At 69.1% G+C, this 16,451-nt stretch carries 13 protein-coding genes; 8 read left to right on the top strand and 5 right to left on the bottom strand.

What is annotated here, in order from left to right; translation table 11 throughout:
* Positions 1 to 82: 82 nt before the first annotated feature.
* Positions 83 to 730, bottom strand: a complete 648-nt coding sequence (locus AB0J87_RS35900) for a nuclear transport factor 2 family protein (protein WP_363972484.1) — start codon at positions 728 to 730, stop codon at positions 83 to 85.
* Positions 731 to 991: 261 nt separating this feature from the next.
* Here AB0J87_RS35900 and AB0J87_RS35895 point away from each other — a divergent pair, with 261 nt between their 5' ends.
* Positions 992 to 2,245 carry a hypothetical protein gene (locus AB0J87_RS35895; RefSeq protein ID WP_363972481.1) on the top strand — a complete coding sequence of 418 codons (1,254 nt, stop codon included), beginning with the start codon at positions 992 to 994 and terminating at the stop codon, positions 2,243 to 2,245.
* Between the two features lie 703 nt (positions 2,246 to 2,948).
* On the opposite strand, the gene AB0J87_RS35890 is transcribed toward AB0J87_RS35895, so the two are convergent.
* Positions 2,949 to 3,572 carry a VC0807 family protein gene (locus AB0J87_RS35890; protein ID WP_363972478.1) on the bottom strand — a complete coding sequence of 208 codons (624 nt, stop codon included), beginning with the start codon at positions 3,570 to 3,572 and terminating at the stop codon, positions 2,949 to 2,951.
* 124 nt (positions 3,573 to 3,696) lie between these two features.
* Here AB0J87_RS35890 and AB0J87_RS35885 point away from each other — a divergent pair, with 124 nt between their 5' ends.
* Positions 3,697 to 4,254, top strand: coding sequence for a TetR/AcrR family transcriptional regulator C-terminal ligand-binding domain-containing protein (locus AB0J87_RS35885; RefSeq protein WP_363972475.1), 558 nt, complete (start codon positions 3,697 to 3,699; stop codon positions 4,252 to 4,254).
* A 221-nt stretch (positions 4,255 to 4,475) separates the two neighbouring features.
* Here the strand turns inward: AB0J87_RS35885 and glgC are convergent, their stop codons facing one another.
* Positions 4,476 to 5,696, bottom strand: a complete 1,221-nt coding sequence (gene glgC / locus AB0J87_RS35880; protein ID WP_363972472.1) for a glucose-1-phosphate adenylyltransferase — start codon at positions 5,694 to 5,696, stop codon at positions 4,476 to 4,478.
* A 198-nt stretch (positions 5,697 to 5,894) separates the two neighbouring features.
* Between glgC and glgA the strand changes: the two genes are divergently transcribed.
* Positions 5,895 to 7,067 (top strand): glycogen synthase, encoded by a 1,173-nt coding sequence (gene glgA / locus AB0J87_RS35875; RefSeq protein ID WP_363972470.1) that lies wholly within the window; start codon positions 5,895 to 5,897, stop codon positions 7,065 to 7,067.
* 94 nt (positions 7,068 to 7,161) lie between these two features.
* Here the strand turns inward: glgA and AB0J87_RS35870 are convergent, their stop codons facing one another.
* On the bottom strand, positions 7,162 to 8,343 hold the full coding sequence (locus tag AB0J87_RS35870; protein ID WP_363972467.1) for a helix-turn-helix domain-containing protein: 1,182 nt from the start codon (positions 8,341 to 8,343) through the stop codon (positions 7,162 to 7,164).
* A 91-nt stretch (positions 8,344 to 8,434) separates the two neighbouring features.
* Here AB0J87_RS35870 and AB0J87_RS35865 point away from each other — a divergent pair, with 91 nt between their 5' ends.
* Positions 8,435 to 11,770 carry a S8 family serine peptidase gene (locus AB0J87_RS35865; RefSeq protein WP_363972464.1) on the top strand — a complete coding sequence of 1,112 codons (3,336 nt, stop codon included), beginning with the start codon at positions 8,435 to 8,437 and terminating at the stop codon, positions 11,768 to 11,770.
* Between the two features lie 48 nt (positions 11,771 to 11,818).
* On the opposite strand, the gene AB0J87_RS35860 is transcribed toward AB0J87_RS35865, so the two are convergent.
* Positions 11,819 to 12,223: a nitroreductase family deazaflavin-dependent oxidoreductase gene (locus tag AB0J87_RS35860; RefSeq protein WP_363972461.1), complete on the bottom strand. Its 405-nt coding sequence runs from the start codon at positions 12,221 to 12,223 to the stop codon at positions 11,819 to 11,821.
* A gap of 141 nt (positions 12,224 to 12,364) precedes the next feature.
* Between AB0J87_RS35860 and AB0J87_RS35855 the strand changes: the two genes are divergently transcribed.
* The 4 genes from AB0J87_RS35855 to AB0J87_RS35840 are packed head-to-tail and all read left to right on the top strand — an operon-like array spanning position 12,365 to position 16,444.
* The gene (locus tag AB0J87_RS35855; RefSeq protein ID WP_350727006.1) at positions 12,365 to 13,399 is read left to right on the top strand and encodes a LacI family DNA-binding transcriptional regulator; all 1,035 of its coding nucleotides are present in this window, start codon (positions 12,365 to 12,367) and stop codon (positions 13,397 to 13,399) included.
* Positions 13,400 to 13,420: 21 nt separating this feature from the next.
* On the top strand, positions 13,421 to 14,686 hold the full coding sequence (locus AB0J87_RS35850; protein WP_363972457.1) for a sugar ABC transporter substrate-binding protein: 1,266 nt from the start codon (positions 13,421 to 13,423) through the stop codon (positions 14,684 to 14,686).
* Between the two features lie 16 nt (positions 14,687 to 14,702).
* Positions 14,703 to 15,626 (top strand): sugar ABC transporter permease, encoded by a 924-nt coding sequence (locus tag AB0J87_RS35845; protein WP_363972454.1) that lies wholly within the window; start codon positions 14,703 to 14,705, stop codon positions 15,624 to 15,626.
* On the top strand, positions 15,623 to 16,444 hold the full coding sequence (locus tag AB0J87_RS35840; RefSeq protein WP_363972451.1) for a carbohydrate ABC transporter permease: 822 nt from the start codon (positions 15,623 to 15,625) through the stop codon (positions 16,442 to 16,444). The genes AB0J87_RS35845 and AB0J87_RS35840 overlap by 4 nt, the downstream gene beginning before the upstream one ends.
* Positions 16,445 to 16,451 lie beyond the last annotated feature (7 nt).

Raw genomic sequence — 16,451 nt, 5'->3', positions numbered from 1 at the left:
CTGGTTCCTGGCCTCCAAGCCTTTGCTCTCGAAGCCCGGAGCCATAAGCCCTGGGTTCTGCTCTGAACCCCGGGGCTTGCGGTCAGGCGTACTGCAGATCGGCCCGGACGATGCGTCCGTCGGAGACCGTGAAGTCGTAGTGCGCCCGCCACCCGCCGGATCCCGCGGGGGCCCAGTGGACCAGGAGCTTCTGCCCGTTCGACCGCCGCTCGGCGATGGAGACCACCTTCAGGGTGCCGCCGATCACCTCGGCCCGCGCCCACTCGCGGATGGCGTCGTGCCCGCGGATGGGACGGGTGACGTCGACGACCACGCCGTCCGAGGCGAAGGCGGCGACCAGGGCGTCCAGGTCACGAGCGTTCACGGCGTCCACGTAGGCCCGCACCTCCCGCGCCACCCCCGCATGCCCGCCAGTGGCAGCGCTCGGCAACGCGCCCCGACCCCTGGAAGGGCTTCCGGCGTCGCCGTTGCCGGGGTCGGCCTCCGAGCCGCTCGCGGGGCAGGTAGCGGAGCCCGGCGATATGGACTCCTCGGCGGCGGGGCTCTGCGATGTGGATCGGCCGGTGGCGGGGCTGGTGGCGGGGCTGGTGGCGGGGCCGGCCGTGCGGCAGGTGCTGGGAGCGGCGGCGGGGGTGGTGGCGGGGGTGGTCCCGCAGGCGCTTGCCAGTAGTGCGCAGGCGGCGAGTGACGTCGCCACCGTCCACCGCCCGCGCAGAAGTCGCGTCGTCATGGTGGCGATGATGTGGTGCCCGAGCCCCGCAGGTCCAAGACCTGGGGCCATAACCAAAAGCTATCGCCTTTGGGAACGATCTTCCCAAGATCGACATCACCGCTCAACTGGCCGCATGTGTCGTCAGCTGAGGACATACCCGAGCGATCTTGGTTGAGGACGTCGACAAAGTGACGAGAGGTTCCGGGCGTGCCGTTACGCCGCGTTACGGTGATAACTACTTAGAGTGACAAAGTCACCACGTGATAACGGGGGGAGATCATGAAAGGTAACTTCATAGCAGCCGGAGCCGGTGGTGCGTTGATCGTCGCTGCCGCGCTTGTCGGGCTGGCCGGCCCGGCCAGTGCCGCCCAGGGCGACCTTTGCGTATCCGATGCCTGGAGCACGCTGAAGATCGACAAGTGGGGCGTGTACGCCGGTCGTCGCAATGCAGACGCCTGTGACAAGCACGACGGTTCGTCCCGTAAGCAGAAGGACGACGAGAAGCAGCACGACTTCGGTCGGGACGAGAAGGACTTCGACTCGCACGACCAGGAGAAGAAGGACTACGACTCGTACGAGCAGGACGATTCCTACGAGCAGGATGACTCCTACGAGAGCGACGAGAAGAAGGACGACTTCGACCGGTACGAGAAGGACTACGACCGGGACGAGAAGAAGGTCGACGACGAGAAGTTCGACAAGAAGAAGCACGACGAGAAGTCCTACGACTCCGACGAGTCCGAGCAGTCGTACGACTACGACCGGGACGAGCAGTCGTACGACAACGACTGGTCCGAGAAGAAGGTCGACGACCAGAAGAAGCGCGACAAGAAGTTCGACTACGCCGATTACGACGAGAAGGCGTACGACAGCGACCGGTACGAGAAGGATTACGACTCCTACGACCGGGACGAGAAGGACTACGACAGCGACCGGTACGAGAAGGACTACGACTCCTACGACCGGGACGAGAAGAAGTTCGACGACGAGAAGAAGTTCGACAACGACCGGCAGGAGTGGGACTCCGACTCCTACGACCGGGACGAGAAGGACTACGACAGCGACCGGTACGAGCAGGACTACGACCGGGACGAGAAGAAGTTCGACGACAAGAAGAAGCACGACGAGAAGTCCTACGACTCCGACGAGTCCGAGCAGTCGTACGACTACGACCGCGACGAGCAGAACTACGACGATTCCTACGAATCCTCGCGTGACGAGAAGCAGCGCAACGACGGGTTCGAGAAGAAGAAGAACGACTACGACGACGAGAAGTACGACTCCTACGACAACGAGAAGAAGTACGACTCTTACGACGACGAGAAGTACGAGTCCGACGACGACGAGAAGTCTTACGACTCCTACGACGACGACCGGAACGAGAAGAAGCACGGCAAGAGGCACGACGACAACGACGACGACCACAAGCATCACCACCACTGGGGTTGGCCCTACAAGTGGGACAACACCCACGGTTGGTGGCCTTGGAACGGTGACTGGGGCTACTACTGGCCTTGGGGCGCTCGCTACTGACGGACAGTTTGATTCGGGCTCTCGGGGACGCGTCGCGGCGCGCCCCGGGACCCCACCCCGCCGCACATCCCCACCCCTGTGAACCGATCTCCGCAGCCGGGTGCCAGATCTTCGCACTCAGCGCTTGATGGGAATGTGCGCCCCTCCTCACACTTGTCCGCGCCACTGCTCGCGCAGTCGGACGTGGCAACCCTCCCCCCTGCACGGCCAGGCAAAGGGCGCTGCTCGCGCTGCCGGATGTGGCGCCTTCCGACCCCTGTACGGTTTGGGCAAGTGCATTCAGATGCCGTTTCCTCCGACGCCTGTGCGGCCAGGCGAAGAACGCTGCTCGCGCGGTCGGACGTGACGTCTTCCGCCCTCTGCGCGCTGAGTGAAGTGCAGCCAGGTGCTACGCCCTTCGGCGTTTCTGTGGCCGTGGGAAGGGTGCTGCTGCCCGTGTATTCGGATGTGACGTCTTCCGGCCTCGTGCGGCGGGCGACGTGCATTCGGGCGCCATATCTTCCGATCCCTGGTGCGTCCGGGCAGGGAGGGCTCTGTGCGGGCGGGGCGGAGGGTTGGGTGGGGCCAGCGTCCTGCGCGGGCGGGCGGATGGAGGGTCGGGTGGGAGTGCCCTGTGCGGGCGGGCGCGGGGAGGGTCTCCTGTGAAGCGGGGAGGGTCCTGTGGGCGGGCGGAGGTGTCGTGTGGGCGGGGTGGAGGGTGAGGTTATGTGGTTTGGTGGTGGGCTGTGGCGGCTTGTTCGCCGCGGCGGCCGTACCAGGCGCTCCATACCGCCACCAGCGTCAGCGTGCCGATCAGCAGGGCCGACGACAGGCCCGCCATGATGTCCACCGGGAGCAGGTAGATCAGCGGGATCCGCACCACCGACTCGGTCACCAGGGCCGCGGCCCAGGTCAGCGTCATGACCATGTACACGCGCCGGAACTTCGGGTCCGCCTGGTAGAGCACGTCCCAGCGGGCCGCGGTGGCCGCGTCGTCGGCGCCGAAGCGTTTGGCCATCCCGTACGCCGCCGGGTGGCCCGCCACGCAGGTGGCCACCAGGACGACCGCCATCACGCCGGTGGTGACGGACTTGACGGCGAGCATGAAGCGTTCGTCGCCGGTGAGGAAGGCGAGTGCGAGCCCGAGGCCGAAGATCAGGCACATGAAGGCGGCGAAGCCGTCCAGTCGGCGTTCCCGGATCCCGACGTGGGCGGCGCGCACGAAGCCGGTCAGGGAGGCGCCCAGCAGGGCGAGGTGCTCGTTCACGCCGAGGGCGCGTAAGGCGTAGTACGCGGCGACCGGAGGCAGGACGTCCCACAGGGCGACCTTGATCAGAGAACGGTTCACGTGCGGCTCCTTTCGTCGGAGCGCCGGCGGATGTGTCCGCTCGCCCCCTTAACGCGAAGAATTTCACTTCAAGGTAAACACGGTGGAAGTCCTAATGCAAGAGGTCTCGCGTTAAGGTGGGTGCATGCAACCCGCACGACGGCCCGGTGGCCGCAGCGCGAAGGTCCGCGCGGCCGTCCATGACGCGGTCATCGACCTGTTGCGCGAGGAGGACTGGGACACGCTGAGCATCGCCCGGGTGGCCGAGCGATCAGGGGTTCACCAGGCGACGATCTACCGCCGCTGGGGGACGCTGCCCGCGCTGGTCGACGACGCGGTGACCGAGCAGCTCGCGAAGGGCTCGCCGGTGCCCGACACGGGCTCGCTGCGCGGCGACCTGGAGGCGTACGCGATGCAGGCGGCGGCCGATGTGGCCGGTCCGCTGGGCCACCTGTACGTGCGGGCGGCCCAGGTCAGCACGCGCAGTGAGGACTACCAGACGTTCATGGCGGAGCGGGCTGTGCAGCTCGAGGCGATGCTGACGCGGGCGCGGGAGCGTGGCGAAGATCCGCCTGGACTGCTGGAGCTCATGGAGGTGGTGCTCGCCCCGATCTACTACCACGCGATCTTCTTCAACCGGCCGATCGGGCCCGAGCACGCCAGGACGTACGTGGACCGGTTGCTCAGACTGCGGGCCGGTTAGGTGGGCGACTGCCAAGGCTGCGGGCTGGGTGGGCGCTCAGGTGGTCAGGTGGTGGGCTGGATGGGCGTGCGTAGGCTGGCTGCTCGGCCCGTGGGTCGGCTAAGACTGCGGGTCGGGTCGCAGGCTGCTTGGGCTGTGGGCTGCTTGGGCGCGCGTGACCGGCCGGCGTAGGTTGCCGGCCGGGTGGTGTGCGTGGGGTGGCTCGGGTGTGGGCCGGGTGGTCAGCGGTCGACGATCTCGTTCTTGCCGATCACCACAACCCCTCCCCTGGTCAGGGCGAACCGGGTGCGGTCGTAGTCGAGGTCGAAGCCGATCCTGGCGCCGTCGGGGATCACGACGTTCTTGTCGATGATCGCCTTGCGGATGACGGCGCCCCGGCCGACCTTGACGTTCTCCATCAGTACGGAGTCCTCCACCAGCGAGTGCGAGTGGAGCACGACCTTGGGCGACAGGATGGACCGGATCGCCGTGCCGCCGGAGACGATCACGCCGGGCGACACCAGCGAGTCGATGGCCCGCCCCACCCGGTCTCCGTCGTTGTGCACGAACTTGGCCGGGGGCAGCGGATCGTGGCCGGTGAAGATCGGCCACTTGTCGTTGTAGAGATTGAAGACGGGATGCGCCGAGATGAGGTCCATGTGGGCCTCGTAGTACGCGTCGAGCGTCCCCACGTCGCGCCAGTAGCCGCGGTCGCGCTCGCTGGAGCCCGGCACGATGTTGTTCTTGAAGTCGTAGACGTCGGCCCCGCCCGACTTGACGAGCATCGGGATGATGTTGCCGCCCAGGTCGTGCTTGCTGGTCGGGTCGAGCGCGTCCTCCCGCAGCGCGTCGATCATCGACTGGGTCTTGAACACGTAGTTGCCCATCGACGCGTACACCTCGTCGGGGGAGTCCGCCAGCCCCACCGCGTCCTTCGGCTTCTCCCTGAACGCCACGATCCTGCGCCCCTGCGGATCGGTCTCGATCACGCCGAACTGGTCGGCCAGCGACAGCGGCTGCCTGATCGCCGCCACCGTCACGTCGGCGCCCGAGTCCTCGTGCTGCTCGACCATCTGACGCGGATCCATCCGGTAGATGTGGTCCGCCCCGAACACGATCACGTGCTCGGGCATCTCGTCATAGATCAGGTTCAGGTTCTGGAACAGCGCGTCCGCGGACCCCGAGAACCACCGCGGGCCGAGCCGCTGCTGCGCGGGCACGGGCGTCACGTAGTTGCCGAGCATCGCCGACAGCCGCCAGGTGCGCGAGACGTGCCGGTCAAGACTGTGGTTCTTGTACTGGGTCAGTACGACGATCTTCAAGAAGCCGCCGTTCGCCAGGTTGGACAGGACGAAATCGACGAGCCTGTATATCCCCCCGAACGGCACCGCCGGTTTCGCCCGATCCGCCGTGAGCGGCATGAGCCTCTTGCCCTCTCCACCTGCCAGCACAACCGCAAGCACCCTCCGGGACCTCATGCCCAGGACGCTACCCTCAAATGGCCGATCTATCGACGAATCCCGGCATGGAGACCTCCCTTCGTGTCCAGATTTGTTGCGCAATGGACGTCGGGAGATCGTCGAGCCGCTCAGGTTGACCTCTGGCGCGAAACTCGCTGCTTGTGGTGGCCCGCCGGCCGCGGCCCACCATAAGGTCGTCTCATGCGTGTTGATCTGCTCAGCCGGGAGTACCCGCCCGAGGTGTACGGCGGGGCCGGGGTGCACATGGAATACCTGGCCAGGGAGCTGCGGAAGCTGGCCGACGTACGCGTGCGCTGCTTCGGAGCCGACCGCACCGAGTCCGGCGTCTCGGCCTACCGGGTGCCCGAGGGACTGGCGGCCGCCAACGCCGCGCTGCAGGTGCTCGGCGTGGACCTGGAGATGGCCGCCGCGTGCGAGGGCGCGGACGTCGTCCACTCGCACACCTGGTACGCCAACTTCGCCGGGCATGTCGCGAAGATGCTGCACGGCATCCCGCACGTGATCACCACGCACAGCCTGGAGCCGCTGCGGCCGTGGAAGGCCGAGCAGCTCGGCGGCGGCTACACGATCTCGTCGTGGGCCGAGCGCACCGCCCTGGCGAGCGCGGACGCGGTCATCGCGGTGTCGGAGGGGATGCGCCGCGACGTGCTGTCGGCCTACCCCGAGATCCCGCCGGACAGGGTCAGCGTCATCCACAACGGCATCGACACCGCCGAGTACGCCCCCGATCGCGACCTCGACGTGCTGGAGAAGCACGGGGTGGACCCGCACCGCCCGTACGTCGTCTTCGTGGGCCGCATCACCCGGCAGAAGGGCCTGGTCCACCTCCTGCGCGCGGCGCGGTCCTTCGACCGGGACGCCCAGCTCGTGCTGTGCGCGGGCGCGCCGGACACGCCGGAGATCGCGGCGGAGGTCACCGAGCTGGTACGCGGCCTCGACCGCGGCGGGGTGTTCTGGATCCAGGAGATGCTGCCCAAGCCCGAGGTCATCCAGCTGCTGACGCACGCGACGGTGTTCGTGTGCCCGTCGGTGTACGAGCCCATGGGGATCGTGAACCTGGAGGCGATGGCCTGCGAGACGGCCGTGGTGGCGACGGCCACCGGCGGCATCCCCGAGGTGGTGGCCGACGGGGAGACGGGCCTGCTCGTCCCGATCTCCCAGGGGCCTGACGGCACGCCGTACGATCCCGACCGGTTCGCCGCCGACCTGGCCGAGCGCGTCAACGCGCTGCTGCGGGACCCGGCGCGGGCCAAGGCGCTCGGGGTGGCGGGGCGGGCCAGGGCCGTCGAGCACTTCTCCTGGGAACGCATCGCCCACCGCACCATGGATCTTTACGCGACCCTCCGGCCCTGAGGCCCCACGAGGGTTCTGGTGGGGTTGCGGCCGTGGGTTGCTACGTCACGCCGGCCGGCCGGGATGAGGGGAGCGGGACGCGCCGCCCCTGATCTCACACCAGGCCGCGGCGGCTGGCCTGGGCGCCGGCTTGGAAGCGGGTCTCCGCGTTGAGCTCGTCCAGGAGATGACGCAGCCGGCGGCGTAGGGTGCGGGGGCTGGTGCCGAGCTGGCGGGCGATGGCGTCGTCCTTGAGCCCGGCCGCGAGCAGCGCCAGGAGCCTGCGGTCCTCCAGGCTGAGTGCACCGGCCGCAGGGCTGAGGGCACCGGCCGCAGGACTGAGCGTCCCCGCGGCAGGGCCGGGCGCACCCGCAGTACGGCCGAGCGCCCCCTGCGCAGGACTGGGCGCCCCCTGCGCAGGACTGGGCGTTCCCTCCGCAGGGCTGAGCGGTCCGGCCTCAGGGTCGAGGTCGGCGACCGGTGATCCGGGATCGGTCATCTCCAGCCGCGAATCACCGAGCTCCTGCCACAGCTCCGGCCGTACCGGAAGCGCCTCCCGCCACATCCGCTCGAACAGCTCCACCAACGCCATCACCATGGTGGACCCCGTGATCAGCACGCCGCGCGTCAACGGCGAGTCCATCTGCAGAGGCATGACCGCCCGCCACCGGTCGACGATCGCCATCTTGAACGGCAGCTCCGGCAGGACCCGCGCCTCCTCACCAGCCTTGATGAGGTTGCCCACCTCGTCGAGCGCCCCCGTGTGGTCGAAGGCCTCCGGCACGTAGATGGTCCGGTAGCGGACGCCGCTGCGGAGCAGGCCGGTCTGGAGCGGGTTGTGGTAGTCCAGCACGTACGGGGGCCGGTCGAAGGTCAGCACCTCCTCCTTGGCCTCCTGCTGCAACCGTACGTACCACCGGGCCTGCTCCTCGGGCCCGGCCAGGACCTCCAGCTGACCGCCCTCATCCGTCCCCTGGCCGACCGTGCGGAAGGCGGCCTCCAGCTCGTCGGCGGTGTCGGTGAGCCGGTCGAGCTCGCCCTGCATGCCGCGCACCAGCGAGCGGATCGCGGCGCCCGGGTTCGTCGCCGTCCAGCGGGGCGAGCGTCCCCACAGGCGGCTGACCATCCCCTTGGCGCGCAGCCGGCTCAGGGACGACTGGATGCGCCCCGCGCTCTCGCCGCTGCGCCTGACCAGCTCCTGCACGGTGATGCCGGGACTGGCCAGCACCCCGCGATAGACCCGCTCGTCGAAGGCGCTGATGCCCACGACCTCCAGCGCCCGCCCCTCCTCAAGCATGCCCACGATCTTGGCCAATTCCGGCAGTTGCCGCAATAGGCCACACCAACCACCTTGTCAGCAAATTTCACTGACAATTAGAAATCGGGATGTGCTTCAAAGAACCGCCCTTCTGGGCGTCGTGGTAACGGCCCTGATCGCCGCCGCCACGCCGGCCCAGGCGGCCCCCACCCCCGCCCCCTCCGCCAAGGCGACCGCCCAGCCGGACAAGCCGTCCGGACCGCCCAAGACGATCACCCTCATCACCGGCGACAAGGTCACCCTCCGCGAGCTCCCCGACAAGCAGACCCAGCTCGACGTCAAGCCCGGCCCCGGCAGGGAGAAGGTCACGTTCGTGCACCGTCGGGGCAAGGACGGGCTCAGCATCGTCCCCACGGACGCGATGCCCCTTCTGGCCGCCGGCCGCCTCGACCCCCGGCTGTTCAACGTCACCCGGCTCGCCGCGCTCGGCTACGACGACGCCGCCAGCCCGGCGCTCCCGCTGATCACGACGTACCCGGACCAGGCCGGCGCCGCCACGCTGCGCGCCGCGGGCGGGCGCCCGCTGCCCGCGATCAACGGCGTGGCGCAGAGCGAGCCCCGCACCGGCGCGGGCACGCTGTGGAAGTCCCTGACCGGGCAGGCCAGGACGGCCGCGGCCGTGCCCGAGAAGATCTGGCTGGACGGCAAGGCCAAGCTCTCCCTCGACGTCAGCGTCCCGCACATCGGCGCGCCCCAGGCCTGGGCGGCCGGCCACACCGGCAAGGACGTGCCCGTCGCGGTCCTCGACTCCGGGTACGACCCCGGCCACCCCGACCTCCAGGGCCTGGTCACCAAGACCCAGAACTTCACCGACGAGCCCGACGTCCGCGACCTCAACGGCCACGGCACCCACGTCGCCGCCACCATCGCCGGCTCCGGCGCCGCCTCGGGCGGCAGGTACAAGGGCGTCGCCCCCGGCGCCAAGCTGCTCATCGGCAAGGTCTGCGTGCAGAGCGGCTTCTGCCCCGACTCGGCCATCATCGAGGCCATGACCTGGGCGGCCGAGAACGGCGCCCGCGTCGCCAACCTCAGCCTCGGCGAGGCCGACTCCATCGGCGTGGACCCCGTGGAGCAGGCCGTCAACAGCCTGTCGGAGAAGTACGGCACGCTGTTCGTCATCGCCTCGGGCAACGACGGCCCCCAGACGGTCGGCTCCCCGAGCACCGCGGACCGCGCGCTCTCCGTCGGCGCCTCCTACCGCGACGACGACACGGTCGCCCAGTTCAGCAGCACGGGCCCGCGCGTGGGCGACGCCGCGGTCAAGCCCGACCTGATCGCGCCGGGCGTGGCGATCGTCGCCGCGCGCGCCGCGGGCACGGGCCTGGGCTCGCCGATCGACGACTCGTACACCGAGCTGAGCGGCACCTCCATGGCCACCCCGCACGTGGCCGGAGCCGCCGCGATCGTCGCCGGGCAGCACCCCGACTGGAAGGCCGACCGGATCAAGTCGGCGCTCATGGCCTCCACCGCGCCCGGTGACGAGCTGGGCGCCTACGTCCAGGGCTCCGGCCGCGTGGACGTCGCCCGCGCCGTCACCCAGCAGATCACCGCCGAGCCCGCCAGCCTGAACCTGGGCGAGATCGAGCTGCCCAGCCCCGCGCCCCGGGAGCAGACGCTCACCTACCGCAACGACGGCGACGCCGCCGTCCGGCTGGACCTCAGCGTGATCGCCAAGGACGGCGAGGGCGCGACGGTGACGCCGTTCAAGCTCGGCGCCCCGGCCGTGGAGGTGCCCGCGCACGGCACCGCCCAGGTCAAGGTGACCGCCCAGCCGGGCCCGATCGGCATGTTCAGCGGCACGGTCATCGCCAGGAACGCCGACGTCACCGTCCGCACCGGCATCGGCATGCGGGTCGAGCCGGAGAAGCGCTCGCTCAAGCTGACCTTCACCGGCACCGACGGGCGGCCCGCGCAGGCCGCGTTCGCCGGCGTGATCGACCTCGAGGCCAAGGAACAGGTCAACTACGACATCGCCGGCGGCACGCTGGACCTCAGGCTCCAGAAGGGCCACCGCTACACCGTCGTCACCCTCATGATGGACAGCGACGGCACCATGGTGATGGCCGCCGACCCGGAGTTCACGCTCGACGCCGACCGCACCGTCGCCGCCGAGGCCCGCAAGGCCCGCCCGGTGACCGTCCGCACGGAGGAGCCCACCGCGCGGCTGGCCGTCGGCATGCTCGGCATGCTCCAGCTCGCCGAGGGCGTGCAGGCCATGGGCGTGGACGTCGACCTGGCCGGCATGTGGGGCGCGGAGCGCGTCGAGGGCATCAAGGCCATCCCGACGGCCCGCACCGTGAGCAAGAACTTCGCCTTCTACCGGTGGACGCAGTGGGCCAAGCCGAAGGCCGACGGCAGCTATGACGACAGCCCGTACTTCTACCACCTGATGAAGGCCGAGCCGCGCATCCCCGCCGACCCCGGCTACCAGCCGCGCCGCCGTGACCTCGCCGAGGTCACCTCCACGTACGCCACGCAGCAGGACGCCAAGTTCGGCGAGCGCTTCGCCCTGCCGGTGCTGTACGGCAAGGAGCTGGCCTGGATGCCGTACGGCCAGGTCTCGCGCTTCTCGCTGCCGTTCCGCAGGACCGAGTACTACACGCCCGCCGACACCGGCTGGTACCCGTCCTTCATCCAGTACCAGACGCCGCCGGACGGCTGGGACGACGTCGACCAGTTCTTCTTCGGCGACATCACCTCCTACCGGGCCGGCACGAAGACCACCGACCGCTGGAACGCCGGTGTCTTCGCGGCCGCGCTCAACCCCGACGGCGACTACAACTGGCGTGACGAGAACCTGATGCAGTTCTCGGCCGGGCTGTTCGAGGACAGCACGCCGGACCACGTCTCCTACGGCGACTACATCGCCCCGCAGGCCAAGGTCTACCGCGACGGCAAGGAGATCTACGCCGCCGACTACCTGCCGGGCTCGGTCGACGTGCCCGCCGAGACGAAGGCGAGCGAATACCGGCTGACCATGACCGCCGACCGCGAGGCGAAGCAGACCAAGGTGTCCACGCGGGTCAGCGCCGAGTGGCGGTTCAGGTCGAAGTCGGCCGAGCCGGGCAAGCGCCAGGTGCTGCCGCTGCTGACCGTCAAGATCGCCCCTGAGCTGGACGATCGCAACCGGGCGGCGGTGGGTCTCATGAGCATCCCGCTGAGCGTCCAGCGCCAGGACGGCTCGCCCGACCTGCCGCTCCGCAAGCTCACGGTGGACATCTCCTACGACGACGGCCGCACCTGGCTGCCCACGCTCGTGCACCCGGCGGGCAACGGCACGTGGGCCGCGCAGACGTGGCACCCGGTCAGCGCGCGCGGCGGGTTCGCATCGCTGCGCGTCAACGCCGCCGACACCGGCGGCAACGGCTTCACCGAGACCGTCATCAGGGCCTACCAGCTCAGATGACGTGATGGAAGCCCCGTCGCGCCCCGACCGGGTGCGGCGGGGCACCCGTCATTTGACGCGTTCGAGCACGACGACCGGGATGTCGCGGTCGGTCTTCTTCTGGTATTCGTCGTAGTCCGGCCAGGTGCGGGCCATCAGCTCCCAGAGCTCCGGCTTCTCCTCCTTCGAGGCCGTACGGGCTCGGGCCGTGAACTTGTCGCCCTTGACCTGCACCTCCACCTCAGGGTTGGCCAGGATGTTCTTGTACCACTCGGGGTGGTCGGGATCCCCGCCCTTGGACGCGACGACCACATAGTCGTCGCCGTGCTTCTGATAGATGAGTGGCGTCGTGTAGGAGCGTCCGGACCTGCGGCCCTTCGTGGTGAGGAGGAGGACTGTCGTGTTGTTCCAGTCGTGTCCCTCCTCGCCGTTGGTCTCCTGATAACGCTGTACGTGTTCCTTGCCGTAGAGCATGATCCACGACTACCCATCGAGGGCGTGACCTCACCGTTACTCGCCGGGGTCTGTACGAGAAGTTAACAACCCTGGCAGGATGCATGTGTGTAAGCGCTTACAGTCCATAGTGGAAGCGCTTACACAACAGGGAGACGCTCGATGGACGTGACCATCTACGAGGTGGCCCAGCGGGCCGGCGTGTCGATCGCGACCGTGTCCCGGGCGCTGCGCGGCACCGGCCCGGTCGCGGCCAGGACGCGCGAGAAGGTGCTCAAGGCGGTCGAGGAGCTCAACTTCACGCCCAGCCGCCTCGGGGTGAGCCTGGCCGAGGGCCGCCACGCCGCCAACGGCATCGTCTTCCCCGACCTCGCGGGCCCCTACTACACCGAGGTCCTGCTCGGCTACGAGGAGGTCGCCTCCGAGCTGGGGCGCTCCGTCGTCATCCTGTCCACCAAGGGGCGCACGCGGGTCAACGACCTGGTCAAGGACCTCGCCGGGCGGGTCGACGGCATGCTGATCTTCGGTCACACCGTCCCCGAGCCGCTGGTCGCCGAGCTGGTGCGGCTCGGCATGCGGCTGGTGTTCATCTCGCGCGACCCGCTGACCGGCGCCGACACGCTGCGCAGCGAGAACCGGGCCTCGGCGGGAGAGCTGGCCGCCCACCTGGCCGGGCACGGCTACGAGCGCTTCGCCTTCCTCGGCGCGCCCATGGCCAGCCAGGACGACGTGGACGAGCGCTGGCAGGGCGTGCGGGCGGTGCTCGGCGGCGCGATCGAGGCCGTGGACACGCGCCACTACACCGTCGAGTGCGGCTTCGAGGCCGCCAGGGACCTGCTCAAAGGCAAGGGCAGGCCCGAGGCGATCATCTGCTCCGACGACGAGGTGGCGCTGGGCGCGCTGCTGGCCGCCGAGGAGCTGGGCCTGAGCGTGCCCGGCGACCTGGCCGTGACCGGCTGGGACGACATCATGGCCGCCCGCCACGCCCGCCCGGCGCTGACCACCGTACGCCAGCCCATGCGCGAGCTCGGCGCCCGCGCCGCCCGCGCGCTCGACGAGCTGATCACCCGCGCCCGCGACCTGCCCCGCCACCAGAGCCTGCCCACCGAGCTGGTGGTCCGCTCCAGCTGCGGCGACCACCCCGAGACGTCACCGAGCCCTGACCGCCGAGCCGGAGATCCGTTCCGGCCGCGGTGACCAACCCCCAGGAGGTAGTCCGTGAACACCACCACCCGGCGCGCCGCGGGAGGCGTGCTGGCCCTCGCGATCCTGGCGGCCGGCTGCGGCCGCAGCGCAGACAGAACTCCTGAGCAGGCACAGAACGTCACGACCGGCAAGATCACGGGGGAGGTCACGGTCTGGGCGATGGGCGAGGAGGGCAAGGCGCTCGGCGCGTTCGTCAAGGACTTCGAGGCCGCCAACCCGGGCGTGAAGGTCAACGTCACGGCCATCGGCTGGGACGTGGCGCACGACAAGATCACCGCGGCCATCGCGGGCAGCGCCACGCCGGACGTGAGCATGGTCGGCTCCACCTGGTCGGGCGAGCTGGCCAAGACCGGCGCGCTGGAGCCGACCCCCGGCAATCTGGTCGACAAGTCCGTGTTCTTCCCCGGCGCCTGGCAGACGGTCGACGTCAACGGCACGGCGTACGGGGTGCCGTGGTACGTCGAGACCCGCGTCCTCTACTACCGCACCGACCAGGCGAAGAAGGCCGGCGTGGAGCCGCCGAAGACGTGGGAGGAGTTCACCGCGTTCGCCAAGGCGCTCAAGGAGAAGGGCGGTGCCAAGAACGGCTTCAACCAGAGCTACACGCAGGGCGCCTCCTGGCAGGAGGTGCTGCCGCTCATCTGGCAGGCGGGCGGCGAGATCGTCAAGGACGGCAAGTACACGTTCGACACCCCCGAGGCGCTCACGGCGCTCAAGCAGTACGCGTCGCTGTTCACCCAGAAGCTCGCCCCCAACAACACCCCGGAGGGCGCCTTCCCGCAGAGCTTCATCAAGGGCGAGGTCGGCGGCTTCTTCTCCGGCCCGTGGATGGTCGGCGTGCTGAACAACGACGGCGGTCCCGGCTTCAAGGACCAGTTCGACGTCGCGCCCTACCCCAAGGGGCCGGTCTCGGCGACCAGCTTCCTCGGCGGGTCCGACATGGTGGTCTTCAAGAAGGCCAAGAACCGCGACGCGGCCTGGAAGTTCATCCAGTGGCTGAGCGAGCCGAAGGTCCAGGCCAAGTGGTACACGACGGTGAAGTCACTGCCCGCGGTCGCGGCGGCCTGGCAGGAGCCGGAGCTGACCGCCGACAAGCAGCTCGCGGTCTTCGGCGAGCAGCTCAAGGACGCCAAGACGCCGCCGCCGTTCCCGACGTGGGAGCAGGTGGCCAGGGTGCTGGAGACCGAGCTGGAGAAGCTGGCCCGGGGCGCGCAGACGCCCGAGCAGACGCTCAAGGCGATCCAGTCGCAGGCCGACACGATCGGCACCGGTCTGTGAACAGGAGGGAGGGCCCATGAGCGTGGCGGTCCCCGCTCGCCGGGTGGCGCCGATCAGGCTCAGGGGCACGTTACGCCAGACCGGCATCGGCTGGATCTTCATCCTGCCGTTCGTGGTGCTGTTCGCGGTCTTCTACCTGGGCCCGCTGCTGGTCGGCATCGGCATGAGCTTCACCGACATGCGCAGCACCGACGTGAGCGACCCGCTCGCCGTCAACGTGGTCGGGGTCGACAACTACCTGCGGCTCATGAACGACGGCGCCATGCGCAAGGCGGCGCTCAACACCGTGGTCTTCGTGGTCACCGCGCTGCCGCTGACCATCGGGCTCGGGCTGGCCGCGGCCGTGCTGCTCAACTCGGGGATCGCCCGGCTGCCGGCCGCGTTCTTCCGGCTCGGCTACTACCTGCCGAACATCACCAGCATCATCGGCATCGCCGTGGCCTGGAAGTTCCTGCTGGAGCCGGAGGCCGGGCTGGTCAACCGGCTGCTGGAGCTGGTGGGCGTCCAGGGCCCCAACTGGCTGCAGAGCACGTCCACCGCCCTGCCGTCGATCATCGTGATGACGGCCTGGCGCAGCTTCGGCTTCAACATGGTCGTGCTGCTGGCCGCGCTGCAGAGCATCCCGAGGGAGCTGTACGAGGCCGCCGAGGTGGACGGCGCCGGACGCTGGGCCCGCTTCCGCGCGGTCACCGTCCCCTCCCTGCGGCCCGTGCTGCTCTTCTGCACCGTCTACAGCTCGGTCGGCTTCATGCAGTTTCTCGAAGAGCCGCTGGTCATGACCAGGGGAGGCCCGCTCGACTCCACGCTGTCGGCCTCGCTGGCCATCTTCGGCCAGTTCGGGGTCGGCAACTACGGCTACGCGGGGGCCGCCTCGTCCGTGCTGTTCGTGGTGATCGTGGCGCTGGCCGTACTGCAACTGAGGCTGGGGAGGCGCAGATGAGCCGGACCCGCCGCCAGCGCGCGGTCGTCTACCTGGGGCTGAGCCTGGGGCTGGCGCTGGTCGCCGGGCCGTTCCTGTGGACGGCGCTCAGCGCGGTCAAGCCGGAGCGGGAGATCAGGCGCGACCCGCCGACGTTCTGGCCGGAGACGTTCACGCTGGACAACTTCGCGGAGCTGTTCCAGCGGGTGAACATCGGCAACGCCTTCGCCAACAGCATGCTCATCGCGCTCGCGCTGGTCGCCACCAACCTGCTGTTCTGCTCCATGGTCGGGTACGCCTTCGCCAAGCTGTCCTTCCGCGGCAAGAACCTCGCCTTCGGCCTGGTGCTGGTGCAGCTCGCGATCCCGGCGATCGTGCTCGTGGTGCCGCAGTTCGTGCTGATCGCGAAGCTCGGCATGGTCAACACGTTCATCGGGATCATCCTGCCGACCGTGGTGACGCCGCTCGGCGTGTTCATGATGCGGCAGTTCATCGCCGACCTGCCGGACGAGCTGATCCACGCGGCCAGGGTGGACGGCGCGGGAGAGTTCCGGATCTTCTTCACGATCATCCTGCCGCTGTGCGGGCCGCCGCTGGCCACGCTGGGGCTGATCACGTTCCTCGGCTCGTGGAACAACTTCCTGTGGCCGGCCGTGGTCGCACAGAGCGAGAACATGTACACCCTCCCGGTCGCGCTCAACATCCTGAACGGGCACGAGGCCACCCACTACAACCTGCTGGTCGCCGGGTCGGTCGTGGTGATCGCGCCGATCCTGTTCCTGTTCGTCTTCCTGCAGCGCTTCTTCATCCAGGGCATCGCCACCACCGGCCTCAAGTAGAGGAGCC

The sequence above is a fragment of the Nonomuraea sp. NPDC049625 genome (assembly GCF_040675285.1).
Taxonomy (GTDB): Bacteria; Actinomycetota; Actinomycetes; order Streptosporangiales; family Streptosporangiaceae; genus Nonomuraea; species Nonomuraea angiospora_A.
The sequence above is the reverse complement of the archived record's forward strand: the minus strand, read 5'-3'. Positions and strand labels throughout refer to the sequence as shown.